Below are 25966 nucleotides of genomic sequence, written 5' to 3'. Positions count from 1 at the left end.
CCGCGCCTCACAGCTGGCCGACGTCGACGACCTTGAGCACCGCGCGGCCCTCCGCGTCGGACGCGGTCAGATCGACCTCGGCCGAGATGCCCCAGTCGTGGTCCCCCGCGGGATCCGCGAAGGTCTGCCGCACCCGCCACAGGCCGTCCTCGGGGCGCTCCTCGATCCGGAGGAGCCGCGGGCCACGCGCGTCGGGCCCCGTGCCCAGCTCGTCGTACTCCTGCCAGTAGGCGTCCATCGCCTCCGCCCAGGCGTCGGCGTCCCAGCCGGACTCGCCGTCGAGCTCGCCCAGCTCGTCGACCCGGTCGAGGGCGGCCAGCTCCACCCGGCGGAAGAGCGCGTTGCGCACCAGCACCCTGAAGGCGCGCGCGTTGGCCGTCACCGGCCGCACCTGATCGGCGCGGTCCTGTGCCTCGGTGGCGTCCTCCGTCTCCGGGTTCGCCAGCTGCTCCCACTCGTCGAGCAGGCTGGAGTCGACCTGGCGGACCAGCTCGCCCAGCCAGGCGGTGATGTCCTGGAAGTCCTCCGACTTGAGATCCTCCGGCACCGTGTGCTCCAACGCCTTGTAGGCGCTCGCCAGATAGCGCAGCACGATGCCCTCGGTACGCGCCAGCTCGTAGTACGAGACGAGCTCCGAGAACGTCATCGCCCGCTCGTACATGTCCCGGACCACCGACTTGGGGGAGAGAGGATGATCACCCACCCAGGGATGGCTCTTGCGGTAGAGACCGAACGCGTGGAACAGCAGCTCGTCCAGCGGACGGGGGTGGCTGATGTCCATCAGCCGCTCCATCCGCTCCTCGTACTCCACGCCCTCCGCCTTCATCGCGGCGACGGCCTCGCCACGCGCCTTGTTCTGCTGGGCGGCCAGGATCTGCCGCGGATCGTCGAGCGTGGACTCCACCACCGAGACCATGTCCAGCGCATAGGAAGGAGAGGCGGGATCGAGCAGCTCGAACGCCGCGAGGGCGAACGTCGACAGCGGCTGGTTGAGGGCGAAGTCGGCCTGGAGATCGACCGTCAGCCGCACGATGCGGCCCTGGCTGTCCGGCTCGTCGAGTCGCTCGACGATGCCGCCGTCGAGCAGCGAGCGATAGATGGCGATGGCCCGCCTGATGTGGCGCAGCTGCTGCCTGCGCGGCTCGTGGTTGTCCTCGAGCAGCCGCCGCATGGCGTCGAAGGCGTTGCCCGGGCGGGCGATGATGGACAGCAGCATCGTGTGCGTCACGCGGAAGCGCGACGTCAGCTGCTCGGGCTCGGCGCCGATGAGCCGCTGGAAGGTCTCCTCGCCCCAGTTGACGAAGCCCTCGGGCGGCTTCTTCCGCACCACCTTCCGCCGCTTCTTGGGATCGTCACCGGCCTTCGCCAGCGCCTTCTCGTTCTCCACCACATGGTCGGGCGCCTGTGCCACCACGAACCCGGACGTGTCGAAGCCCGCCCGCCCCGCCCGCCCCGCGATCTGGTGGAACTCCCGCGCGCGCAGCACCCGCACCCGGCTCCCGTCATACTTGCTGAGCGCGGTGAACAGCACGGTTCTGATGGGCACGTTGACGCCGACGCCCAGGGTGTCGGTGCCGCAGATCACCTTCAGCAGCCCGGCCTGCGCCAGCTTCTCCACCAGCCGCCGGTACTTCGGCAGCATCCCCGCGTGATGCACCCCGATGCCGTGTCTGACATAGCGGCTGAGGTTCCGGCCGAAGCGCGTGGTGAAGCGGAAGTTCCCGATGAGGGCGGCGATCTCGTCCTTCTCCTGCCGCGTGCACATGTTGATGCTCATCAGGGCCTGCGCGCGCTCGACCGCCTGCGCCTGGGTGAAGTGCACGATGTACACCGGCGATTGACGGGTCTCGAGCAGCTCCGTCAGCGTCTCGGTCAGCGCCGTCGTACGGTACTCGTAGCTCAGCGGCACCGGGCGGGTGGCGGAGCGCACCACCGTCGTCGGCCGCCCCGTGCGACGCGTCAGATCCTCCTCGAAGCGCGCCACATCGCCCAGCGTCGCGGACATGAGCACGAACTGCGCCTGTGGCAGCTCGAGCAGCGGGATCTGCCACGCCCAGCCCCGGTCGGGCTCGGCGTAGAAGTGGAACTCATCCATCACCACCTGGCCGATGTCCGCCTGTGCCCCGTCCCGCAGCGCGATCGACGCCAGCACCTCCGCGGTGCAGCAGATCACCGGGGCGTCCGCGTTGACCGAAGCGTCACCGGTGAGCATCCCGACGTTCTCCGTGCCGAACAGCTTGCACAGATCGAAGAACTTCTCGGAGACCAGGGCCTTGATCGGCGCCGTGTAGAACGTCACCTCGTCCCGGGCCAGCGCGGCGAAGTGCGCGCCCGCCGCCACCAGGGACTTGCCCGACCCTGTGGGCGTGGACAGGATGACGTTCGCGCCCGAGACCACCTCGATCAGCGCCTCCTCCTGAGCGGGATACAGGGAGATTCCCCGCTCGGCCGCCCACGACGCGAAGGCGTCGAAAAGGGCATCGGGGTCGCTGTCCGTCGGCATCTGATCGATGAGGGTCACCGCTCCATACTGCCCGCTGCCACCGCCTCCACGGGAGCCGCCCCGACATCCGAAGATCGCCGGAGGCTACGCTGTGCGGCCGACGGACACTCAACAGCGTTGCGAGAACGGGGCGGAGCCATGATGGGACCGGCGCACTCACTGTCCGGAGCGATGGCCTGGTTGGGCGTGGGCGCGGCCGCCGCCGCACTGGACAGCCCCATGCCATGGCAGGTGCTCCTCGCCGGGGCGCTGATCTGCGCCGGGGCGGCGCTCGCCCCGGATCTTGATCACAAGTCGGCCACGATCTCCCGGGCGTTCGGGCCTGTCTCGAGGTTGCTGGCCGGGTTGATCGACAAGCTCTCCGAGACCGTCTACAACGCCACCCGCGGACGGCGCGACCGGCGCCGCACCGGGGGGCACCGCACCCTGACCCACACCTGGATATGGGCCGTCATGCTGGGTGCCGGATTCTCCTTCGCCGCGGTCGCCTGGGGCCGTTGGGCGGTCCTGGTGACGCTGTTCATCCACATGGTGCTCGCCGTCGAGGGCCTGCTGTGGCGCATGGCCCGGGTCTCCAGCGACGTCCTGGTGTGGATGCTCGGCGCCACCAGCGCCTGGCTGCTCGCCGACTTCCTCGACCGGCCGGGGAACGGCTCGGACTGGCTGTTCGAGGGCGAGCCCTACCTGTGGATCGGGTTGCCCATCGTGCTGGGATCGATCGTCCACACGCTGGGCGACGCCATCACGGTCTCCGGCTGCCCGATGTTCTGGCCCCTCTCGATAGCGGGCCGCCGCTGGTACCCGGCGGGGCCGCCCCGGTTCATGCGCTTCCGCGCGGGGGCCTGGGTGGAGAGCAGGGTGCTGATGCCCGCCTTCATGCTGATAGGCGCGGCCAGCGGCGTGGGGGCCGTCGTGCTCGCGGCCTGACCACGCCGCCGACCGAGCCGGTGGCGGGGAAGCGGCGCGTCAGCCGTGCCAGGAGCGCCACAGCGCCGCGTAGGCGCCGTCCGCCGCCACCAGCTCGTCATGGCTGCCCAGCTCGCTGATGCGGCCGTCCTCGACCACCGCGATCACATCGGCGTCGTGCGCCGTGTGCAGCCGGTGGGCGATGGCGATCACCGTTCTGCCCTCGAGCACCCGCGCCAGCGAGCGCTCCAGGTGACGGGCCGCCCGCGGGTCGAGCAGCGACGTCGCCTCGTCGAGCACCAGCGTGTGGGGATCCGCGAGCACCAGCCGGGCCAGCGCGATCTGCTGGGCCTGCGCCGGGGACACGCTCAGCGCACCGGAGCCGACCTCGCTGTCGAGACCGTCGGGCAGATCACGCGCCCAGTCGTCCGCGTCGACCGCCGCCAGCGCCGCCCACAGCTCCGCGTCGGTGGCGCCCGGCGCGGCCAGCAGGAGATTGTCGCGCAGCGGCCCGACGAACACGTGGTGCTCCTGGTTCACCAGCGCCACCTGCTCCCTGACCCGCTCGGCCGCCATCCCCGCGAGCCGCGCCCCGCCCAGCGTCACCTCGCCGGTGCGCGGGGCGTAGATCCCCGCCAGCAGCCGCCCCAGCGTCGACTTGCCCGCGCCCGAGGGCCCGACCAGCGCCATCCGCGTGCCGGGCGCCACATCGAGGGACACCTCGTGCAGCACGTCCCGGCCCGCCAGGTAGCCGAAGTGCACCTGTTCGGCCGTCAGCTCGCGGCCATCGGGCGACAGCGACGCGTCGCCCGCGTCGTCCTCCACCTCCCGCACGCCCACCAGACGCGCCAGCGACACCTGGGCGACCTGGAGCTCGTCCAGCCACCGCAGGATCATCCCGACCGGCTCGACCAGCATCTGGGACAGCAGCGCCCCGGTGGTCAGCTGGCCCACCGTCATCCACCCCTGGAGGACGAACGAGCCGCCGATCAGCAGCACGCCGCTGAGGATGAGCGCGTGGTAGACGTTGATGGCCGGGATCAGGATCGACCGCAGCCAGAGCGTGTACCGCTCCCAGGCCGTCCACTCCTTCACCCGCCGGTCCGAGAGCCGGACCCGCTGCCCCTCGAGCCGGTGCGCCTCGATCGTCCGCCCGGCGTCCACCGTCTCCGCGAGCGCCGCGGCCACCGCCGCGTAGCCCGCCGCCTCCGACCGGTATCCGGCACCCGCCCGCCGGAAGTACCACCGGCAGACGACGTACATCGGCGGGACGGCGATCAGCACGGCGAGGCCGAGCGCGGGCGCCGTGACCACGATGCCGCCGAGCAGCAGCCCCGCCCACACCACGGCGATGGACATCTGCGGCACGGCCTCGCGCATCGCCTTGGCCAGCCGGTCCACATCCGTGTTGACCCGGGCCAGCAGGTCGCCCGTCCCGGCCCGTTCCAGCACGCCGGGGGGCAGGCCCACCGAGCGGACCAGGAAGTCCTCCCGCAGATCGGCCAGCATCCGCTCGCCGAGCACGGCCCCGCGCAGCCGCACCATCCGTACGAAGAACGCCTGCACCACGAGCGCCGCGGCGAACAGGGCTATCGTGCGGCCGATGTCCAGGTCCCGCTCCCCGTCGGCCAGGTCCTGGACCACACCGCCCAGCAGATAGGGGCCCACCATCGAGGCGCCCACCGCCACGGCGTTGATCACCATGAGCGTCGTGAAGCCCCGCCGGTGCCGCCGCAGCAGCTCCCGCGCATAGGTGCGCACGGTCTCACGCCCGGCCACCGGCAGGGTGGTCGCGTGCTCCGTGGACGCCGGGTCGTACTCCGGCGGCCTGACGCCGATCATGCGGTCTCCTCGGCCAGATAGGCGGGTTCGGGCTCCCGGGTGATGACGGCCCGGTAGCCGGGGACGGTGCGCAGCAGCTCCCGGTGGGGAGCGGTGGCGACCACGGCGCCCTCGTGCACGAAGGCCACCTGGTCCGCCATGTCGAGCAGCAGCGGGCTCGACGTGAACACCACCGTGGTCCGCCCGGCCCGCAGCGCGCCGAGGCCCGCGGCGATCCTGGCCTCTGTGTGCGAGTCCACGGCCGACGTCGGCTCGTCGAGCACCAAGACCTCGGGGTCGGTGATCAGGGACCTGGCCAGCGCGAGCCGTTGCCGCTGCCCTCCGGAGAGCGAACGCCCCCGCTCGGTGATCCGGGTCCGCATCGGGTCACCGCTGCCGTCCGTCGACGCCTGCGCGAGCGCCGTCAGCACGTCGTGGCACTGCGCGGTGCGCAGCGCCTCGCCCGGGGACACCCGCCCGGTGGACGGAACGGCCAGCAGCTCGTCCAACGTCCCGGAGAGCAGCACCGGGTCCTTGTCCTGTACCAGAACGGCGGTTCTCGCGGCGGCGAGCGGCACCTCGTTCAACGGAACGCCGCCGAGCTGCGCCGAGGGCTGCCCCTCCCCGTGCGGCGGATGGCCGCCGAGGCGCTCGGCCAGCCGCTCGGCGAGGTTCGGGTCGCCGCACACCACCGCGGTCAGCAGCCCTCTGCCCACGTGCAGCCCCGTGGCCGGGTCGCGCAGGTCGCCGGTCAACGGCGCGTCGAGCGCCGTCACCGCGCCACCCGGCCGCTCCCTGCGCAGCCCGAGCACCCGCACCGCCCGCTTGGCCGAGGGCCGCGAGAAGGTGAACGCCATGGCCGTCTCCTGGAACAGCCGCAGCGGGAACAGCAGAAAGGTCACCGCCCCGTAGACGGTGACCAACTCGCCCGCGGTGATGTCCCCGTCGAGCGCCAGCCGGGTGCCCTGCCAGACGATCGCGATCATCAGCAGCCCCGGCATCACCACCTGGAGCGCGTCGATCAGCGACCACATGCGGGCGTTGTGCACGGAGGCCGCGCGCACCTCCTGCGAGGCGCGCCGGTAGCGGTCGAGGAACAGCTCCTCGCCGCCGATGCCCCGCAGCACCCGCAGCCCGGCCACCGTGTCGGACGCCAGCTCGGTGGCCCGCCCCGACCTCGCGCGCTCGCGGTCGGCGCGCCGGGTGGCGGCGGGCAGCAGGGGCCAGACGGTCAGCACCACGGCGGCCACGCCGCCGAGCACCAGGAGCCCGAGCCCGGGTTCGAAGACGATCAGGCCCGTACAGACGGCGAGCGCCACGATCACGGCCGCGGCGAAACGGGAGAACGTCTCGACGAACCAGCCGATCTTCTCCACGTCACCGGTCGACACCTTGACGACCTCGCCCGCGGCCACCTGGCGGGTCAGCACCCCGCCGAGCTCGGCCGTGCGGCGGGCGAGCAGCTGCTGGACGCGGGCCGCCGCGGTGATCCAGTTGGTCACCGCGGCGCGGTGCAGCATCGTGTCGGCGAAGGTCATGACGACCGTGATGATCAGCATGAACAGCCCGGTCAGGGCGAGACGGCCGCCCGAGCCGTCCACGGCGGCCTGGATGGCCAGGCCCATGGTGACCGGCAGCCCCGCGATGGCCGCCATGTGCAGGGTGCCCCAGCCCATGGCCTTCAGCTGGCCACCGAGCTGCTGGCGGAACAGCCAGAGGAGGAAGCGGAATCCGGACCGTACGTCGGGGTCGCCGGGGTCGGAATACGGAAGGTCGCGAATCTGCATGACATCCCAGAGTCAGTGCGGGAGAAGGCGGACAACCTGCCAAGAGTCGGGGTCATCCATGCCGAATTTCAACGGGTTTTCCCCCCACCCGAACAGAACGCGTCATCTCTCGCAACCCTTCTGACCTGCCCCGCGGCCGAGGACCGCGCCCCCATCCCGCGGGCGAACGCGTGTCCGAAAAGTGATGCCTGGTCGAGCCCGAGGCGCACGCCCTCCTCATGGAAAACGTTCGTCCGTGGGGCCCGCCCGAGCCGTCGACGATCTGCTGAGCCGCCCTCAGGTGGCGGGGATCCAGCTCCGCGACGTCCTTCCGCGCCCGGTGCCGCCGCCCGCGTCCTGAGCGGTCCCGGAGTTCAACCAACGAAGCCGGGAGGGCCGTTGACCGGCGCAGACGGCGCCGTTCCCGTTCACTTCCCTGAGCCCGGACGGGCCCTGGAGAGGCACGCGGGGGTTTCCCCGTTTGAAAAAGGAATGCGCCGGGTGTTGACGGGAGGGTGACGCCCTTCCACTATGAGGGTCATTACCGCCGGGTGGGAGCGCTCCCATTGGTCGCGCGGGGCGACGCTTCCGCCCGGTGGTGGTTCTCGTGCCGACGACAAGGATCGAGAAGGGCCGCGAAGATGCCACCCCCCCACGTGTTGACCACCGCGTGCCAGGTCGCCTGGCGCGGTGGCCTGTCGCCCGGATGTGACGGCCGGGCGGGGCCGGACGAGCAGGAGCCGACCGAGTCGACGGCCGGGCCGGCCGATCGGCGCGGCGAGGATCGCCGTCCGCTGCTCCGCGAGTGGATTCAGGAAGTCAACGACCTCAGTGCGTTCAACCGGCGCAGCCGGGGAACAGGTCTGTGAACTGACGGCGCTCGCCGTCGAGTTGTCAGCTCTCGTCGAACGAACGCGACCCCCGCTGCCCGCCGATGGTGCGAGCCGCTCCGGACCCCCTGCGGGAGGGGGTGTCCGGTGGGTGAGCGGGTGCCGCCCGCGACGCCGCTGTGAGGGACGAACAGGGGCGAAGCGGACTCCCGCCCCGGATGACCGTGCCGACGGGTCGTGAAGTCATCCGGGGCGGGTGTGGCGGCCTCGAATGCTCCGCCTTCGAGGCCGGAAGCTTCGGGTATTGACGAGTGCATGGCTAGTCCGGACCATGTAGGCTGCCGCCGCCGGGTGGGAGCGCTCCCAGTTCGACTGTCGACCACCCATCCGGGGTGGCCCCCGACAGTCACCACCCGGCGGCGGTTCCCGCGTGGTCGACACCCATCGAGAAGGGCCTCTCGAATGTCAACCACCGCACAACCACCGCCACCGAAAGCAGGCAGACGGACGCGTCCTCGCCGTCGGCCGCGGGTCCTCGCCTCGGGACTCGCCGCGGCCGCGGTCACGGGCGCGTTACTGGTACCCCTCACGACCAGCGGCGCGCACGCCGCCGCACCGGCGCAGGCACCGGCGCGGGCGCCGGTCCAGGCACCGGCGTTCAACTACGCCGAGGCGCTCCAGAAGTCGATGTTCTTCTACGAGGCGCAGCGCTCGGGCCCCCTGCCCGACGACAACCGCGTCTCCTGGCGCGGCGACTCCGCCCTCGACGACGGCGCCGACGTCGGCCTCGACCTCACCGGGGGCTGGTACGACGCGGGCGACCACGTGAAGTTCGGCCTGCCGATGGCCGCATCCGCCACGATGCTCGCCTGGGGCGGCCTCGCCGCCCGCGAAGGCTACGAGCGCGCGGGCCAGTGGGAGCACCTGAAGGACAACCTCCGCTGGGTCAACGACTACTTCATCCGCGCCCACCCCGAGCCCGATGTCCTCTACGCGCAGGTCGGCGACGGCAACGAGGACCACCGCTGGTGGGGCCCGGCCGAGGTCATGCGGATGGAGCGCCCCGCCCACCGCGTGGACGCCGACTGCCCCGGCTCGGACATCGCGGGGGAGACGGCCGCCGCCATGGCGTCCTCCTCGCTGCTGTTCGCCGAGGACGACCCGGACTACGCGGCCACGCTGGTGCGGCACGCGGAGGAGCTGTACGCGTTCGCCGACACCCACCGCGGCGACTACTCCGACTGCGTCCCGGCGGGCGACTTCTACCGCTCGTGGTCGGGCCACCAGGACGAGCTGGTCTGGGGCGCCTACTGGCTCTACAAGGCCACGGGCGACACCGCCTACCTGGCGAAGGCCGAGGCCGAGTACCAGCTCCTCGGCACCGAGCCGCAGACGAGCACGCGCGGCTACCGCTGGACCATCGCCTGGGACAACAAGCAGTACGGCGCCTACGCGCTGCTCGCGATGGAGACCGGCGACCCCGTGTACATGGCCGACGCGGCCCGCTGGCTCGACTACTGGACCACCGGCGTGAACGGCCAGCGCGTGCCCTACTCGCCCGGCGGCCAGGCGGTCCTCGACACCTGGGGCTCGCTGCGCTACGCGGCCAACACGTCGTTCGTCGCCCTGGTCTACGCGGACTGGCTCGAGGCGACCGACCCGGACGCGGCGCTGCGCTACCGGGAGTTCGGCGAGCGGCAGATCGACTACGCACTCGGCGACAACCCCCGCTCGTCCAGCTATGTGGTCGGCTTCGGCGAGAACCCCCCGCGGAACCCCCACCATCGCACCGCGCACGGCTCATGGACCGACCAGCTCACCGAGCCGGTCGAGACCCGGCACGTGCTGTACGGCGCGCTCGTCGGCGGCCCGGGCTCGGCGAACGACCAGTACACCGACAGCCGCCAGGACTATGTGGCCAACGAGGTGGCCACCGACTACAACGCCGCGTTCTCCGGCGCCCTGGCCCATCTGACGGCCCGCCACGGCGGAACGCCGCTCGCCGACTTCCCGCCCGAGGAGGAGCCGGACGGCGCCGAGCTGTCCGTGGAGGGCGCGCGCAACGCGACGGGCGCCACGCTCACCGAGATCAAGTCGATCATCCGCAACCGCTCCGCGTGGCCGGCGCGGGCGCTGGACGGGGCGACCCTACGCTACTGGTTCACCCTCGACCCGGGCGTCGACCCGTCCTCGATCGAGGTGACCACCCACTACACCGAGTGCCCCGAGGCGGCCGCGGGCGTGCACCAGGCGTCCGGCGACCTCTACTACGCCGAGCTCGACTGCTCGGGACGGCTCATCCACCCCGGCGGCCAGTCCCAGCACCGCGCCGAGGTGCAGTTCCGCGTGGACGGCGGCGTCGGCTGGGACCCGGCGAACGACTGGTCCCACCAGGGCATCGGCGACACGCTCGCCGCCGCCGACCACATCACCCTGTACGACAACGGCACGCTCGTCTGGGGCACCGAGCCCCAGGCCTTCGCCGACGACCGGATCGCCACCTCGGAGGGAGTGCAGTCATGACTGCTCAGGAGTCTTCACTGACGGCCGGGGCGCGTCCCGGCACCCCGAAGGTCGGCCCGGTCGCAGGGGCCGGTGCCACCCCGGCGGACAAGGCGCTCGCCGCGCTGCGCATCGCCACGGGGATCGTCTTCCTGTGGGCCTTCCTCGACAAGGCGTTCGGCTTCGGCTATGCCACGTCCTCGGAGAACGCCTGGATCAACGGCGGCCAGCCCGCGGCGGGTTACCTCGGCAGCGTCGCCGGCGGCCCGATGGAGTCCACGTACAACGCGTGGGCCGGGGACGTGTGGGTGGACTGGATGTACATGGCGGGGATGCTGGGCCTCGGCCTGGCCCTGGTCGCGGGCATCGGCCTGCGGGTGACGGCCGTGGCGGGGACGCTGATGATGCTGTTCCTGTGGGCCGGGGAGTTCCCGCCCGCCAAGCACCTGTCGGACGGCACGCCCACGATGTCGGCGAACCCCGCGGTGGACCACCACGTCGTCTACGCCGTCGCCATGATCGTCGTCGCCGCCTGCTCGGCAGGGCGCGTCTGGGGCCTGGGCCGCGCCTGGGAGCGGCTGCCGCTGGTGCGCCGCTTCCCCTGGCTCCGGTGATCCGGAGCGCCGCATGACCGCGGGTGCGCGGGGGGTGGGTGATGGCCTCCCCGCGCACCCGCTCTCAATGCCGCCCGCGTACTCGCGGGTTCTCGTGTCGTGCGTCAGGCGCGCACGGGGTGCCGGGCCGTCAGAACTGCACGTCCGAGCAGGCGTAGAACGCGTTGCCCGTGTCGGCGACGTCCCACACGGCCAGGATCAGGTGCTTGCCCGACTTGCCGCTGGGGATGGTGCCCGTGTGGCTCTCGGTGGCATCCGGCTGCGCGCCGTTCTTCGACACGGTCAGGAACGGCTGCGACTCCAGGTGCGAACGCCGCAGGGGCTCGTTCGGGTCGTAGCTGTCGTTGGTGATGTAGTAGCGGAAGTCCGTGGTGCTGTGGCGGGCCGTGATGTTCCAGCTGAACGTGTACTGCTGGCCGCCGGTGAGCTGCGTGGCGGGCCACGCGCCGCCGCGCGGGTCGTCCAGCTGGGAGAACCGGGAGTTGCCGCCGGCGCAGATCGCGCCGTCGGCGGGGCCCGCGGCGGGGAAGCCCTTGGGCCCCTCGACGCTCTGCGGCTCCCACTGGATGCCGCCGCAGTCGGTGACCGTGCCCTGGGCGCAGTGGCTCTGTCGGCTCTGGGCCGTCGTCGTGTATCCGTGGGCGTTGGCCGTGCCACTGGTGCCGAGCACCGTGACGGCCGTCAGTCCCGCGCCTATGAGGGCGGCTGAGATCCTTTTGCGCATGCTTCTCTCCGGAAGGTCGTGGGGGGTTGCGCTCTGTGCCGCTGCGGTCTAGACCAAATCCGACGGTACTGCCCGTGAAAAGTCATGTCCAGACCAATGAACGTTCCGGAAATCGATATCTCCCCGGTCTCTCCCGGCTCTTGGTTTCACTCGGCACATCTGGGTACTCGTCAGATTCCGCATCGCGGAAGACAGGCCGACGACAGCCCGACGACAGAACGACGACAGACCGACGCAAGAACACCGACGAGCGAGCCGAGGAGCGAGGCATGGACACCATGGAACGGGAGACGGCGACGCGCGAGCGGATCTTCGACGAGGTACACATCGGCAAGGGCGTCCGCCCCCTCGCGCAGCACGGCCAAGTGACGGTGGCCCACGGCCAGGTGACCCTGCTGGGCTCGGACCGCCGACGGATCGCCGGAGCGCCCCTGAGCCGGGTCGAGGCATCGAAGGTGCGGTTCACGGGCGGCAAGACGCTCGCCCTGCGGATCGACGGCACCAGGTACAACGTGTCGCCCGGGTGGGGCGACCGGTCGGGGCGCTTCCTGCGCCCTGGCCCGGGACACCCCGAGGACGTCGAACGCGCGGCCGACGAGCTGCTGCGCCTGATCCAGTCCGGGGGCGCCGCCGCCTGAGGGGCGGCGGCGCGTTGCCTCACTCCTTGACTGACCCCGCGTTCGCCCCGCGCACGAAGTGCCGCTGGAAGGCGAAGAACAGCACGGCGACCGGGATCGTGGCGAGCGCCGCGGCGGCCAGCTTGAGCGGATACTGCGTGCCGCTGCCCAGCCCACCGGCGACGAACCGCGCGAGACCCGTGGTCAGCGTCTCGTACTGGCTCGACTGCGTGGACACGAGGAAGTGCGTGAACTCGTTCCACGACCCCTGGAACGACATGATGGTCAGGGTGATCAGCGCGGGCCGCGCCATCGGCAGCACCACCGACCAGTAGGTCCGCAGGACGCCTGCCCCGTCGATCCGGGCGGCCTCCTCGACCTCACGGGGGATCGACTCGAAGAACTGCTTCATGATGAAGATCCCCGCCGCGTCCACCAGCAGCGGAATCACCATCCCCGCGTAGGTGTCGAACATCCCGAAGGTGTTGAGCACCAGGAACCGCGGGATCAGCAGCACCACGTTGGGCACCGCCATGACGGCGAGCAGCAGCACGAACAGCACCCGGCGCCCGCGGAACGGCAGCCGCGCGAGCGCGTAGCCCGCCAGCGAGTCGAACACCACGCGGCCCGTGGTGACCAGCACGGTCACCAGGGCCGAGTTCCCGAGCCAGCGCATGAACGGCACGCTGTCGCCCGCCTCGCTCAGGCCGAAAAGCCGCTCGTAGGCGGCCGTGCTCGGCGGCGATGGCCAGAGCGCCAGCGGGTTCGCCGCCGCGTCCGGGTCCGTCTTGAAGCTGGTCACGGCCTGGAGCACGAACGGCAGGATGTACAGCAGCGCGAGGCAGCCCACGAGCGTGTACCCGAGCACGCGCCACGGCGCGGGGAAGCGGCCGACCGCGGGGGAGCCGCGCCGGGAGCGCTCCTCGGCGCGCAGCTCGCGCCTGGTGGGGGCGGTCGTCGTCATCGCGTCCTCCCGAAGCGCGCGTTCCGCTCGCGCAGCAGCCAGCGCTGCACCCCGGTGCAGACCAGGATGATCCCGAACAGTACGAACGCGATCGCCGCGCCCTGGCCGTAGTCGGCCTCCCCGAAGCCGGACTGGTAGGAGAGGTACGCGGGCGTGAGCGTCGTGTTGCCAGGGGCGCCCTGACCCATGATGTAGACCATGTCGAACACCTGCCAGCTGCCGATCAGCGCCAGGGTGAGCACCAGGAAGAGCACCGGGCGCAGGGCGGGCAGGATGACGTGCCACAGCAGCTCGCGGCGGCTCACGCCGTCGAGCGCCGCCGCCTCCTCCAGCTCCTGCGGCACGTTCTGGAGCGCGGCGAGGAAGATCAGCATGAACGTTCCCGAGCTGGTCCAGATCAGCAGGAACAGCAGCGTGCACATCGCCACCGAGGGCCCGGACAGCCACTCGAACCAGGTCAGCCCGAGGAAGCCCTGCTCGGCCAGGAACCCGCTCGGCCGGTCGGGATCGACCAGGCCGATGGCGCCGAGGACGACCCACACCACCCCGCGGGCGTCGGCGAACCAGTTAGGCCCCTCGATCCCCACCCACGACAGCAGGCTGTTGACCGCGCCGCTGCCCTGGAAGAGGAAGAGGAACACCGTCGAGACGGCGATCGCGCTGGTCACCGAGGGGAAGTAGAACGTGGTGCGCAGCAGCCCGCGGCCGCGTATCAGCCGCTGGTTGACGATGAGCGCGAGGCCGAGGGACAGCGCGGTCGCCACCGGGACGTAGATCAGCACGAAGTAGGCGTTGTTGCGCAGCGACGTGGCGAACAGCGTCCGGTCGAGGCCGTCCTCGACGAAAAGCTCCCGGTAGTTGTCCAGGCCGACGAAGTCCGCCCGGCCGCCGGTGAACGGGTTCGACTGGCCGTCCCACTCCAGCAGGCTGACCCACAGCGCCATCAGGATCGGCAGCAGCAGGAACAGCCCGAGCAGGAGGGTGGCGGGGCTGACGAACAGCCAGCCCCACAGGGCCCGCCGGTCCCCGCGCGGCACGGCGCCGCGCGGGGACCGGCGGAGAGCCGCCGTCGGGATCACCGGTTCTCCTCGAGCGCGGCCTCACCGTAGCGCTGGAGGTCGGACAGCATGTCGCGCGGCTCGGCGGTGCGCAGCGACTCCAGGTCCGTGTTGAACTGCGCGAGCACCCGGTCGAATCCCCGCAGCGTGACAGGACCCTGGACCCAGTCGCCGCTCGCGCCCCACGCCTCGTCCTCGGGGTGGTCGGCGAGGTACTCGTCGGCCGCGCTCTGCCGGGACGGGATCGCGCCGAACGCGTCACCCATCGCGATCTGCTGCTCGGCCTGGGTCAGGAACTCCACCAGCTCCACGGCGGTGTCCCGCCTGGGGCTGTCCTGGGCGACGCCCCAGCAGTTGGTGAACGCCAGGGTGCCCGGGCCCGCGGGGCCCTCGGGCAGCGGCACCACCGCGTACCCGACGTCCGGGTAGTCGGCCTCCATGGCGCCGGCCAGCCAGCTGCCCTCGATCGTCATGGCGGCCCGGCCCTCGCCGAACGCCTCACCCGCCCAGCCCGCGTCCACGTCGGTGGCGTACCTGAGCGAGCCGTCGCCGAGCATGCCCCGCACGAAGTCCAGGGCCTCGGCGTTCTCCTCGGAGTCGGCCGTCACCTCGGTCTGGTCCGCGTTGGTGACCCAGCCGCCCGCCTGCTTCATGAACGCGCCGAGCCGCTGGTACTCGTTGCTGGTCACCAGGCCCGTGACATCGCCCTGGGTCAGCTCGGCCGCGACGGACGACAGCTGCTCCCAGGTGGCGGGGTAGTCCTCCTCGGTGAGCCCGGCCTCCTGCCACAGCGCCGTGTTGACGACGAGGGCGAGCGAGGAGGTGTCCTTCGGCACACACACCAGCTCCCCGTCGTGCGTGAACGACTGGCTCAGCGTCGGCGAGAAGTCCTCCACGTCGGATATCAGGTCGCCATAGGGGTAGAGCGAGCCGCCCTGCGCGTAGTTGGCGAACTGGCTTGAGTCCACGTAGAAGACGTCAGGGGGGTTGCCGCCCGCGAGCGCCTGGCCGAGCTGCTGGTTCATGTCCTGGGCCACCTCGACGGTGACCGTGTTGCCCGACTCCTCCTCGTACGCCGCGGCGGCGGCCTCGACGGCCCCGGTCTCGGCCTCGCCCGAGGTGGCGATCAGGACGGTGAGGCTCTGGCTGCCCTCGGTGTCCTCCTGCGCGGTGTCCTCGTCCTCACCGAAGCTGGATGAGCAGGCCGTGGCGGCGAGCAGGGCTATGCCACACGCGGTGGCGGTCAGGGTTCTCCTGGTGTGCATGGGATGTCGTTCCTCCAAGGAAGGCGTGTCAACGCGGGCTGTGCGACTCATCGGTTGCCCGGCTGTCGGGAACGCGGGGGGCCGCGGTCCGTGGGGCTGTGGCGTGTGGGGGTGCCGTGCTGTCGCGGGGGACGAGCGAGGGGGTGAGCAGCAGGTTCTCGGCGGCTCGTGAGGGATCGGCGATGCGGGCGAGCAGCAGCCGGACGCACTCGCGCCCGACGGCCGTCATCGGCTGGTCGACGCTGGTGAGGCTGGGGGAGACCAGGGCGGCGGCGGGGGAGTCGTCGAACCCCACGACCGACACGTCGTCGCCCGGGCTCTGGCCGCGCTCGCGCAGCGCGCGATAGCAGCCCATGGCCAGGGTGTCGCTCGCGGCCACCACGGCGGTCACGCCCGAGTCGAGCAACGGGCCCACGGCGGCGGCCGCCGGGGTCACCTCGTCCTCGCTCGCGGCCCGCCGCCCGCGCACGGTCAGCCCGTGCCGGCGCATGGCGTCCCGCCAGCCACCGGCCCGGTCGTCGCCCGCGCCCGAGCCGCGCGGCCAGCCGAGGAACCCGATGCGGCTGTGGCCCAGTTCGACGAGGTGGTCCACCGCGGCGGCCGTGCCGCGGGCGCCGTCGACGTCGACCCAGTCCCCTATCTGACGCCCGGACCACGGCCGACCGAACGCGGCGAAGGGCACACCGTGCCTTTCCAGCCACGCCTGACGGGGGTCGCCCCTGTGGGTGTCGCTGAGGACGAAGCCGTCGACGCTGTAGGTGTCGAGCAGCTCGCGGTAGGCGTCCATCGGCTCGGGGGCGTTCGGCGGGGGAGAGGCGAACAGCAGGACGCGGTGCCCCGCCTCCTCCGCGGTCTGGGACAGCGCGTGCAGGAAGCGGTCCATGACCGGCGTCGAACGGTCCACGTCGACCGGCTGGATGCCATAGCCGATCAGGCGGCTCGATTTGGTGCGCAGCGTCTGGGCCGCGCGGTGCGGCCGGTACCCCATGGCGTCGATGGCCTGGCGCACCCGCGCCAGCGTGTCGGGGCGCAGCAGCTCGGGCGCGTTGATCGCGTTGGACACCGTCTGGGGGGAGACGCCGGCCCGGCGCGCGACCATGGCGAGCGTCACACCGCCCCCCTTCTCCGGCGGGCGCCCGTGCGCTGTGCCCATGGGGTCTCTCCAGGTGTCGAGATGCCGAACTGCTGCTTGCCGATTGGAGCGTTCAAATAGCGTTGCCAGCATCCTGAAGTGCATCTACATTCTTTGGAACGCTCCAATGGCTCAAAAGATTGGTGTCCCCGCTCATGAGTGTCAAGTCCCCGGACGGAAGTCGACCGGTGGAGAGCGACGCGGAGCCCACCGCGGGCCTCCAGCCGTTCCTGCACGACGCCTGCGTCACGCTGTACGCGCCGAGCTTCGCCGTCTCCCGCCCCGACGGGCAGCTGAGCCGGGGCGCCGACGGCTTCTACCATGGCGACAGGCGCGCCCTGTCGCGGCTCGAAGTGGCCGTCGAGGGCGTGGAGTTGGCATCGGTGGGCGGCGGGGTCCAGGGCGCCGACCACGCCGTCTTCCGTTCGGTGCTTCGCGGGGTCGCCGAGGCCACGCCCGACCCGGCCGTCACCCTGATACGGACCCGCGCCATCGCCCCTGGGCGGCTCACCGAGCGCCTCGACGTGATCAACTCGGGGGCGCTGCCCGCCGAGGTCACGCTGACCGTCGCGGCCGAGACCGACATGGCGCCCATGGAGCGCGTCAAGTCGGGCGGGGTCTCGCGCCCCGTGTTCGGGGAGGTCGCGCTCGGCACCCTCGCCTGGAGCGGCCCCGACCTCGCCCTGCGGCTGACCGCGTCGCCCGCGCCCGACGCGCCCACCCCCGCCGCCCCGCTGCGCTGGACGATCGCGCTGGCCCCTGGCGAGCGCTGGAGCACCGAACTCTCGTGCGTCGCCCAGGAGTCCACGCCCCCGCTGTTCCCGCCCGTCGCCCCGGGCGGCGCCCCATGGCGGCGGCCCCGGCTGGTCAGCGCCGACCGCCGTTTCGACCGCTGGGTGGACCAGTCCCACGACGACCTCGAACGGCTCCTGCTGGCCGACCCCGAGCGCCCTTCCGACCTCTTCGTGGCCGCGGGGGCCCCCTGGTACGCCACGCTGTTCGGCCGCGACGCGCTGTGGGCCGCCCGTATGCTGCTGCCGCTCGGCACGTCGCTCGCGGCCGGTACCCTGCGCACCCTGGCCCGCCGCCAGGGCACGAGCCACGACCCGGAGACGCAGGAGCAGCCGGGCAAGATCCTGCACGAGGTGCGCCACGCCCAGGGGGACAGGCAGGGCCCGGGATTCGCGCTCCCGCCGCGGTACTTCGGCACCGTCGACGCCACCCCGCTGTGGGTGTGCCTGCTCCACGACGCCTGGCGCTGGGGCCTTCCCCCCGAGGAGGTCGAGGCGCTGCTGCCGCACGCCGAGGCGGCCCTCGGCTGGATGCGGGACCACGCCGACGCGGACGGCGACGGCTTCCTCGAGTATGTCGACACGACGGGCCGCGGCCTGGCCAACCAGGGCTGGAAGGACTCGGGCGACGGCATCCGCTTCCGCGACGGCAGCCAGGCCGAGGCGCCGATCGCCCTGTGCGAGGTGCAGGCCTACGCCTATGAGGCGGCCCAGGGCGCGGCCGCGCTGCTGCGGGCGTTCGAAAGACCCGGCGCCGACCGCTGGGAGGAGTGGGCCGAACACCTCAAGTCCCGCTTCAGGGAACGCTTCTGGGTGGAGGACGCGCAGGGCCCCTACCCCGCGGTCGCGCTCGACGGCGAGAAGCGGCCCGTCGACTCCGTCACCTCGGGCTTCGGGCACCTCCTCGGCACGGGGCTGCTCGACCCCGAGGAGAGCGCCCTGCTGGCCCGCCGCCTCGCGGGCCCCGACCTGGACGCGGGCTTCGGTCTTCGCACCCTGAGCGCCGCGTCGGGCGGCTTCAACCCCCTCGGCTACCACACCGGTTCGATCTGGCCGCACGACACGGCCATCGCGGTGCACGGCCTGGCCAGGGCGGGCTTCCCCGACACCGCGGCGTCGCTGGCCACCGGGCTGATCCGCGCCTCGGACTCCTTCGGCGCCCGGCTGCCCGAGCTGTTCGCGGGCTATGGCGCGGACGAGAGCCGCCACCCCGCGCCCTACCCGGCCTCGTGTCACCCCCAGGCGTGGGCCGCCGCGTCGTCCGTGCACGTGCTGCGGTCGCTGCTCGGCCTCGAGGCCGACGCCCCGGGCGGCACCCTGACCGTCGCCGCCCGCCTCGGCCACGACCTGGCGCCGCTGCGCCTGACCGGCCTCGCGGTGGGGGGCGCCCCGCTGTCGCTCGCCGTCCGCCCCGACGGCACGGTCGACGTCGAGGCCCCGGCCGGGATCGCCGTGCACCGGGCGCGGGCGGACGCCGTTCGCGGGACCTGAACCGCCCCGAACGGAGCCGAACCAGCCGCGTCCCCAGGGGAGACCGCGTCGCCCGGAGGCTTCGTCGACGAGGCGGTCAGGGTCGGCGCGCCGGTGCGCCGCCCGGGCGCCGGGAGCTCACGCCGCGCGCGTGGCGATGCCCGGGTAGGAGAGGACCAGGGCCGAGGAGTCGTAGACCAGGCGGCAGGCGAAGTCGAACGCCGGGGCGTGGTAGTCGAATCGCACCCTGTCGCCCTCGTCGGCGACGCGGACATAGGTCTGTTCGAGGCGCTCGACGGAGAGGTCGACCGCGCGGACACAGGCGGCGGGGGCCGCCGTCGCCACGCCCGGGCGCGGGTCCACGCGGTGCACGGGCAGGGTGTTGGTCATCGCTGAGGACTCGAGGTCCACGTCGAGGCAGCCGTCGAGGTGCGGCGCCCGGTGGCCGTCGACCAGCCAGTGGCCGTCGCCGTCCGCCCGCAGCTCCGTCGCGCGCGTCCCCGCCGCGGTGCGGTGCGCGACGCGGGCCCGGCTCGTGCGCCAGTCGTGGTCCACCTCGACGGTGTACTCGACGGCCCAGGTGATCCCCTCCTCGACGGCCGTGGTGCACCCTTCGAGCACGAAGCCGCCGCCCCGCGAGGTGAAGAAGGACACCTCGAATCCGGAACGCGCCTCCTGGTGCAGCCAGGCCGCGGTGGCGGGCGGCGGGGCGAAGCTCATGGGGGCCTCCTCGGAGCGGCACCGGCGCCGCGTGCCAGGACATTCTGACGCCCGGCACCGACAACGCCCCACAAGCGCACCACCCCCGCCAGGTCACCGCGCCCCGGTCAACGCGCCGCGACAGCGGCGCTCAGCAGGCCGAGCGCTCCGCGCGCAGCTCCAGGTCGACGGGGAGGTCCGTGCGCCGCTTCACCCGCAACTTCCTGAAGACCTTGGTCAGATGCTGCTCCACGGTGCTCACCGTGATGTGCAGCTTCCCCGAGATCTCGCGATTGGTGTAGCCCAACGACGCCAGCGCCGCCACCCTGCGCTCGGACAGGGTCAGCACCTCGCCGCCGCCCGCGCCCGTGGCGGGCTCGGGCCGCGCGGGCGGCCGCACCGGCGGGCCCGGCTCGGCCGGTGGCGTCCACGCCTCGGCGTCGTCCGCGACCACGACCAGCGGCTTCTCGGGCCGCGCCGCCGCCTCGTCGGCCGTCGTCGGCTGCGCCTGGCACTCCTTCGTCAGCCGCCTGGCCCGGCGCGAGATCATCCGCGCCTTGCCGAAGTCCCCGAGCGAGTGGTGCACCCGGCTGAGGTCCGCGAGCGCCTGCGCCAGCGTCATCCGGTCGCCGCGCGCCTGGAGGACCTCGACGGACTCCTTGAGCATCCGCAGCCGCGCCCTGTGGTTGGCCGTGGCCGCGAGCACGCGCAGCGAGTACCCGTAGGTGCGCGACGTGCGGGAGCCCGACCTGGCGATCTGGTCCTTGGCGAGCTGCTGGGCCCGCTCCTGCTCCCCGAGCCGCAGATACACCTCGGCCAGGTCGCTGCGCCACGGCACGAACGCGGGGGCGTCGATGCCCCACGCGGTCATCAGGTCGCCGCAGTACCTGAAGTTGGCGAGCGCCGCCTGCAACTGGTCGGTCGCCAGGTAGTAACGGCCCCTGGCCCGCAGATACGAGAGCCCGTAGCGCGTCTGGAACATCACCTCGGGCACCGGCTCCCTGAGGTACTTGCGGGCGCTGTCGAAGTCGCCCATGGACGTGGCCACTTCGAGCAGGATGCCGACCGGCACCCCGACGGCCACGCCCCAGCCCCTGACGCCGATCAGCCGCAGCGCCCCGAGCGCCTGCCGCTCCGCCTCGGCCAGCTCGCCGTTGCGCACGGATATCTCGGCGCGGCAACACGACAGGACCGCCTGCCACCAGGTCACCTTGCGGGCGTCGGCCTCGTCGAGCAGGGAGTCGCACCAGCGCGCCGCCATCGGCAGCTGCTCGGTGTAGATGAGCGTCTGGAGCGCCGAACAGACCGCCTCGAGCGTGTGGTCGGAGAGCGCCGTGGTCTGGAGGATCTGCTCGGCGACCCGGGTCAGGCGGCCGTCCTCGTCCCTGCCCTGGCCGAGGACCGCGCGCAGCACGGCCGCGGCCTGCGCCTGCTGCCCGGGCGGCGACGCGGTGGCCCGACCCGGGGCGGCGGCCCCGCCCGTCGCGCCCGCCCCGCAGGTCGCGGGCTGCGCGGCGGCCTCGGTCTCGGGCGGCAGCAGCTGGGGGCAGTCGTGCTTGAGCCAGTGCCGGGTGGAGGCCAGCGGCTCGGTGGGCTGCCCGGCCTCGCCTGTCCTCAGGTGCGGCAGCCGCTCGATCAGCTCGGTGGCGTCCTGTGTGCGGCCGTGCCACATGACCGAGCGCAGCAGCGCCGCGGTCTGCGCCGTGTCCAGGTGGCCCTCGCGCTGCGCCTCGAACAGCGGCGGCAGGTGCCGTGCCGCGGCCTCGGGGTTGCTGCGCCACTCGATGCGGGTGAGCAGCATCCGCAGCGCGGCCCGCTGCCTGGCGACCGTGCACATCGACAGGGCGAACTCGGCGTAGCGCAGCGCCGCTTGCTCGTCGTCCTCGGCGAGCGCCCTCTCGGCCGCCCGCTGGAGCTCGGCGATCGCCCAGTCGGCCTCCACCTGTCGCGCGGCCACCAGGTGGTCGGCGACGTCGGTGACACCGCCCGCGCCGTCGTGCAGCAGCCGGGCCGCGCGCGTGTGCAGGCGCGTCAGCTGGTGCTGGTCGAGGGCGTCGTAGATGGCGGAGCGGATCTGTGAGTGGCGGAAGCGCCCGCCCTCCACCAGGCCCACCGAGCGCAACGCCTGGAGCGCGCGGGCCACCGACTTGGGCTCGCGGTCGAGCAGCTCGGCGACCCGGTCGGCCGACCCCGTGGTGTCGAGCACCGCCATCGCCCTGGCCACGTCGAGCGTCTCGGGTGCGCTGCGGTGCAGACAGGTGAGAACGGCCTGGCCGAAGCTCTCGCCCATGGCGTAGCCGCCGACCTGGCCCGGCAGCCCGACGGAGTCGGTGTAGTCCTCGATGAGCGCCCTGACCAGCAGTTGGTTGCCCCCGGTCGCGTGGTGCGTCTCCCTCGCCAGGGTCCAGGCGGCGGGCTGGCCCAGGTGCTGGGCCAGCATCTCGGCCACGCCGTCGACGCTCAGCGGCGTCAGCCGGAATCGCCGGAATCGCGTCTGCCGCACCAGCTCGATCCGGAACGCCGGGTGCACGGACCACACGCACGCGGCCTCGGTGAGCACCAGCATCACGCGGGCCGACCGCATGCGCTTCACCAGGCGCAGCAGGGACTCCATCGAGGACTCGTCGGCGTGGTGGACGTCGTCGACGCACAGCAACAAGGGCTCGCGCTCGGACAGCTCGAGCACGCGCGCGGTGAGCGCCTGGAGCGCCTTCGGGCCGACCCGCGGGGCCGCCAGGCCCTCGGCGAGGTCGGCCGGCAGGTCGAGCGGCTCGACCAGCTGCCTCAACACCCCGAACGGCACCGCGGTGTCGGCGCTGGTCGCGGTGGCGCACAGCACGTGGCCCCCGCCGTCAGCGCACGCGTCCGAGAACGCGTGCAGGAGCTCCGTCTTCCCGCTCGCCACCGCCCCGCTGATGAGGGCGATCCTGCCGTGTCCTCGATTGGTCTCCGCGAACAGTTCGTTCAGCAGTTTCAACTCATAGTCACGTTCTACCAACGCCACCGACGACGCCTTTCCCCGTTTTTCAGCATCCCACCATGAACAGCGCCGACAGACGTTATTCGAAATCGCGCTGTACGATGGCCGGCCGGCGTCCTGATCACATGATGGTCACGTTCATGTGATTGGTCGGACGGGATTCCCCTTGGCCGAGCTTAATTCTCACACTAGCCGCGCCCGATCCCCCTGTAAACCCTTACTCACGCTGCGCAGGCACCCCTACCGGGTTGTCTAGGGGTGTCGCCCGTGCTAACGGCCGCGTCGCGCCGCATGGGTCTGAACCAATTCACCGCGCGGTGAATTGGGCACAGCGAAACCGACATTCCGGGGGTGGGTCGATCGAACGGGGCGAACCCCTGAGCTGCGGCAGCTTGGTATCTGGGCGAATGTCCGGTGTGCGAGGAACGGCCCGCCCCCGGCCGCCCGCCCGCGTTACCCCCGCCCTCGGCCCGATGCGGGCGCCCTCCCTGTGCTCATCACCGCCAGTGGTTGGACGAATAACGGTGAAGGCCGCTCGCGCGATGCCGCTCCGTGGTGCCCTGCCATCGGTTCCGCCCCCCTGTATGCAGGCCCCGGTAGGGGGTCCTAGGGGGTGCCGACGCGGCCGTCGCGTTCAGTACGCTGGCTCTCATTCCACGCCTGTATTCCCGGGTCATTCGGGGGCCGAAGAGCATGGAAAGCCATTCCTCTCCGCATCTCTTGAAGCGCCTCGAATGCGGTGGGCCGCGGAAAGAAGCGGAATGAAACCGCGCCGAATTCATCGCCGACCGGCATTGCACCCGCCAAGACCAGGGCCCGCCCGCACGCCGACAGGAAGCTGTGACATGTCCCCTCCACTGGCCACGTCCCGAGCCGGCGGATCCGCCCTCAGGCCGCGCCTCGACCCCGCCATCGCCGCGCGCTTCGCCGCGTCGGCCGCCACCGCGGAGGGCGCGGACCTGCGCACCGAGGACGTCGCGGGCTGGCTGGCCGAACGGGCCCGCGCCCACCGTTTCCGCGTCGACCGCGTCCCGTTCGCCGAGCTCGACGGCTGGTCCTTCGAGGAGGGCACGGGCAACCTCAGGCACCGGAGCGGCGGCTTCTTCTCCGTCGAGGGCGTCCGGGTCAGCAAGGACACAGGCCTGTACCGGGAGTGGCAGCAGCCCATCATCTGCCAGCCCGAGGTGGGGATCCTCGGCATCCTGGTCAAGGAGTTCGACGGCGTTCTGCACTGCCTGATGCAGGCCAAGATGGAGCCGGGGAACGTCAACCTGCTCCAGCTCTCCCCGACCGTGCAGGCCACCAGGAGCAACTACCGGCGCGTCCACAAGGGCGCGAGCGTGAAGTATCTCGACTTCTTCACCGACCCGGGGCGCGCCCGTGTCCTGGTGGACTCGATGCAGTCCGAGCACGGCTCGTGGTTCTACCGCAAGAGCAACCGCAACATCATCGTCGAGGCGCTCGGCGACGTCCCGGCCGACGACGACTACCGCTGGCTGACGTTCGGTCAGGTGGCCGAGCTGCTGCACCGGGACAACGTCATCAACATGGACTTCCGCACCGTGCTGGCCTGCGCGCCGCTGCCGGACGCGGACGGCGCCGCGCTGCACGCGGACGCGGAGCTGCGGTCGTGGATCACCGAGGCCCGCAGCCGCCGCGAGGTGCGCTCCGAGTTGCTGCCGCTGGACCACGTCGACGGCTGGAAGCGCGGCGAGCGCTCGATCGACCACGAGGCGGGCCGCTACTTCAGCGTCGTGGGCGTCTCCGTCGAGGCGGGCAACCGCGAGGTGACCGGCTGGTCCCAGCCGCTGCTCAAGCCGCACGGCCTCGGCATCACGGCGTTCCTGACCCGGCGCTTCGACGGCGTGCTGCACGTCCTCACCCACGCCAGGGCCGAGGCGGGCCTCCAGAGCCCCGCCGAGTTCAGCCCCACGGTCCAGTCGACGCCGTCCAACCACGCCCACCACCCGCCCGAGGACCGGCCCCCTTTCCTCGACGAGGTGCTGGCCGCGGAGCCGGGGCGTGTCTGGTACGAAGCCGTCCACTCCGAGGAGGGCGGCCGCTTCCTCGACGCCGAGAGCCGCTACCTGCTCGTTCACGCCGACGAGGGCGGCGACCCGCCGCCCGACTCCGAGTACCGCTGGGTGACCCCGGCCCAGCTCACGTCGCTCGTCCAGTACGGGCACTATGTCAACGTCGAGGCCAGGACGTTGCTCGCGTGCCTCAACGCCGCCATCGCCCTGGGCAAGGGCACCCCCTGACCCACGTGCGGGCCGTCATCGCCAGGCGATGACGGCCCGCACGGCGGCGCGTGTCCGGCTCAGTGCGCGACGGCCGCGACCCGTTCGCGCAGCGGCTCCCACCAGGCCCTGTTCTCGCGGTACCACGCGACGGTGTGCGCGAGCCCGGTCTCGAAGGTGTGCAGGGGCCGCCACCCCAGCTCGCCCCTGGCCTTGGCCGAGTCCACCGAGTACCGCAGGTCGTGGCCCTTGCGGTCGGCGACGAAGCGCACCCGGTCCCACCGCGCGCCGCACGCGTCGAGCAGGCGCTCGGTGAGCTGCCGGTTGGTCAGCTCGGTGCCGCCGCCCACGTTGTAGACCTCCCCAGGGCGCCCGTCGCGCAGCACCGCGAAGAGCGCCCGGCAGTGGTCCTCCACGTGCAGCCAGTCCCGCACGTTGCTCCCGTCGCCGTACAGCGGCACATCGCCGCCGGTCAGCAGCCGGGTGGTGAACAGCGGGACGACCTTCTCGGGGAACTGGTAGGGGCCGTAGTTGTTCGAGCAGCGGGTGACCCTGACGTCAAGGCCGTGCGTGCGGTGGTAGGCGAGCGCGATCAGGTCGGACGACGCCTTCGACGCGGAGTAGGGGGAGTTGGGCAGCAGGGGGTGATCCTCGGTCCACGACCCCTCGGCGAGCGACCCGTACACCTCGTCGGTCGAGACATGCAGGAACGTCCCCGTGCCGTGCCGCAGCGCCGCGTCGAGCAGCGTCTGCGTGCCGCCCACATTGGTGCTGACGAACGCCGCCGCCCCCGCGATGGAACGGTCCACGTGCGACTCGGCGGCGAAGTGCACCACCGCGTCGTGCCCGGGCGTCAGCGCGTCGACGAGGGCCGCGTCGCGTATGTCGCCGTGCGCGAACGTGAGGCGCCCATCGCCCTCGACCGGCGCCAGATTCTCCCGGTTCCCCGCGTAGGTGAGCGAGTCGAGCACGGTGACGGCGGTGGCCGACAGGGGGTCGTCCGCCCCCAGGGCCATGCGCACGAAGCACGACCCGATGAAGCCGGCGCCGCCGGTGACGAGGACTTTCATCTGGTCTCTTTCGT

General features: G+C 72.1%; 18 protein-coding genes. 7 read left to right on the top strand and 11 right to left on the bottom strand.

What is annotated here, in order from left to right; all coding sequences use genetic code 11:
* Positions 1 to 7 precede the first annotated feature (7 nt).
* On the bottom strand, positions 8 to 2521 hold the full coding sequence (locus D7318_RS23375) for a DEAD/DEAH box helicase (RefSeq protein WP_120699160.1): 2514 nt from the start codon (positions 2519 to 2521) through the stop codon (positions 8 to 10).
* A gap of 120 nt (positions 2522 to 2641) precedes the next feature.
* Here D7318_RS23375 and D7318_RS23370 point away from each other — a divergent pair, with 120 nt between their 5' ends.
* Entirely contained in the window at positions 2642 to 3430 is a 789-nt protein-coding gene (locus tag D7318_RS23370; RefSeq protein WP_120699159.1) for a metal-dependent hydrolase, read from the top strand.
* 39 nt (positions 3431 to 3469) lie between these two features.
* Here D7318_RS23370 and D7318_RS23365 read toward each other — a convergent pair whose 3' ends face one another.
* Together D7318_RS23365 and D7318_RS23360 are read right to left on the bottom strand one after the other, a co-directional pair.
* Complete coding sequence (locus D7318_RS23365) at positions 3470 to 5251, bottom strand: ABC transporter ATP-binding protein (RefSeq protein ID WP_120699158.1); 1782 nt, start codon at positions 5249 to 5251, stop codon at positions 3470 to 3472.
* Positions 5248 to 7017: an ABC transporter transmembrane domain-containing protein gene (locus D7318_RS23360; protein WP_120699157.1), complete on the bottom strand. Its 1770-nt coding sequence runs from the start codon at positions 7015 to 7017 to the stop codon at positions 5248 to 5250. Before D7318_RS23360 ends, D7318_RS23365 begins: the two co-directional genes overlap by 4 nt.
* 635 nt (positions 7018 to 7652) lie before the next feature.
* Here D7318_RS23360 and D7318_RS32455 point away from each other — a divergent pair.
* The 3 genes from D7318_RS32455 to D7318_RS23350 all read left to right on the top strand — a co-directional run bounded on the left by D7318_RS32455 (position 7653) and on the right by D7318_RS23350 (position 10942).
* Entirely contained in the window at positions 7653 to 7865 is a 213-nt protein-coding gene (locus D7318_RS32455; protein WP_113687743.1) for a hypothetical protein, read from the top strand.
* Positions 7866 to 8288: 423 nt separating this feature from the next.
* Entirely contained in the window at positions 8289 to 10349 is a 2061-nt protein-coding gene (locus tag D7318_RS23355) for a glycoside hydrolase family 9 protein (RefSeq protein ID WP_120699156.1), read from the top strand.
* Positions 10346 to 10942, top strand: coding sequence for a DoxX family membrane protein (locus tag D7318_RS23350; protein ID WP_120699155.1), 597 nt, complete (start codon positions 10346 to 10348; stop codon positions 10940 to 10942). Before D7318_RS23355 ends, D7318_RS23350 begins: the two co-directional genes overlap by 4 nt.
* A gap of 130 nt (positions 10943 to 11072) precedes the next feature.
* On the opposite strand, the gene D7318_RS23345 is transcribed toward D7318_RS23350, so the two are convergent.
* A complete protein-coding gene (locus tag D7318_RS23345) occupies positions 11073 to 11666 on the bottom strand; it encodes a lytic polysaccharide monooxygenase auxiliary activity family 9 protein (protein ID WP_120699154.1) in 594 nt (197 codons plus the stop codon).
* Between the two features lie 269 nt (positions 11667 to 11935).
* On the opposite strand from D7318_RS23345, the gene D7318_RS23340 reads away from it, so the two are divergent.
* The gene (locus D7318_RS23340) at positions 11936 to 12304 is read left to right on the top strand and encodes a hypothetical protein (protein WP_120699153.1); all 369 of its coding nucleotides are present in this window, start codon (positions 11936 to 11938) and stop codon (positions 12302 to 12304) included.
* Positions 12305 to 12323: 19 nt separating this feature from the next.
* Here D7318_RS23340 and D7318_RS23335 read toward each other — a convergent pair whose 3' ends face one another.
* The 4 genes from D7318_RS23335 to D7318_RS23320 are packed head-to-tail and all read right to left on the bottom strand — an operon-like array spanning position 12324 to position 16681.
* Positions 12324 to 13247, bottom strand: coding sequence for a carbohydrate ABC transporter permease (locus D7318_RS23335; RefSeq protein ID WP_120699152.1), 924 nt, complete (start codon positions 13245 to 13247; stop codon positions 12324 to 12326).
* Entirely contained in the window at positions 13244 to 14326 is a 1083-nt protein-coding gene (locus D7318_RS23330; RefSeq protein ID WP_230423999.1) for a carbohydrate ABC transporter permease, read from the bottom strand. The genes D7318_RS23335 and D7318_RS23330 overlap by 4 nt, the downstream gene beginning before the upstream one ends.
* Positions 14323 to 15570 carry a sugar ABC transporter substrate-binding protein gene (locus D7318_RS23325; protein ID WP_120699151.1) on the bottom strand — a complete coding sequence of 416 codons (1248 nt, stop codon included), beginning with the start codon at positions 15568 to 15570 and terminating at the stop codon, positions 14323 to 14325. The genes D7318_RS23330 and D7318_RS23325 overlap by 4 nt, the downstream gene beginning before the upstream one ends.
* 28 nt (positions 15571 to 15598) lie before the next feature.
* Entirely contained in the window at positions 15599 to 16681 is a 1083-nt protein-coding gene (locus D7318_RS23320; RefSeq protein ID WP_329604845.1) for a LacI family DNA-binding transcriptional regulator, read from the bottom strand.
* Positions 16682 to 16857: 176 nt separating this feature from the next.
* On the opposite strand from D7318_RS23320, the gene D7318_RS23315 reads away from it, so the two are divergent.
* Positions 16858 to 18984: an amylo-alpha-1,6-glucosidase gene (locus tag D7318_RS23315; protein WP_120699149.1), complete on the top strand. Its 2127-nt coding sequence runs from the start codon at positions 16858 to 16860 to the stop codon at positions 18982 to 18984.
* Between the two features lie 117 nt (positions 18985 to 19101).
* Here D7318_RS23315 and D7318_RS23310 read toward each other — a convergent pair whose 3' ends face one another.
* Positions 19102 to 19683, bottom strand: a complete 582-nt coding sequence (locus D7318_RS23310) for a putative glycolipid-binding domain-containing protein (RefSeq protein ID WP_120699148.1) — start codon at positions 19681 to 19683, stop codon at positions 19102 to 19104.
* A gap of 130 nt (positions 19684 to 19813) precedes the next feature.
* Entirely contained in the window at positions 19814 to 22666 is a 2853-nt protein-coding gene (locus D7318_RS23305; protein WP_120699147.1) for a helix-turn-helix transcriptional regulator, read from the bottom strand.
* A gap of 821 nt (positions 22667 to 23487) precedes the next feature.
* On the opposite strand from D7318_RS23305, the gene D7318_RS23300 reads away from it, so the two are divergent.
* A complete protein-coding gene (locus D7318_RS23300) occupies positions 23488 to 24903 on the top strand; it encodes an NDP-hexose 2,3-dehydratase family protein (RefSeq protein WP_120699146.1) in 1416 nt (471 codons plus the stop codon).
* Positions 24904 to 24962: 59 nt separating this feature from the next.
* Here the strand turns inward: D7318_RS23300 and rfbB are convergent, their stop codons facing one another.
* Complete coding sequence (gene rfbB, locus D7318_RS23295) at positions 24963 to 25952, bottom strand: dTDP-glucose 4,6-dehydratase (RefSeq protein WP_120699145.1); 990 nt, start codon at positions 25950 to 25952, stop codon at positions 24963 to 24965.
* Positions 25953 to 25966 lie beyond the last annotated feature (14 nt).

The sequence above is a fragment of the Streptomyces radicis genome, assembly GCF_003626575.1.
Taxonomy (GTDB): Bacteria; Actinomycetota; Actinomycetes; order Streptomycetales; family Streptomycetaceae; genus Streptomyces; species Streptomyces radicis.
This window is presented reverse-complemented; position numbering and strand designations above follow the sequence as displayed.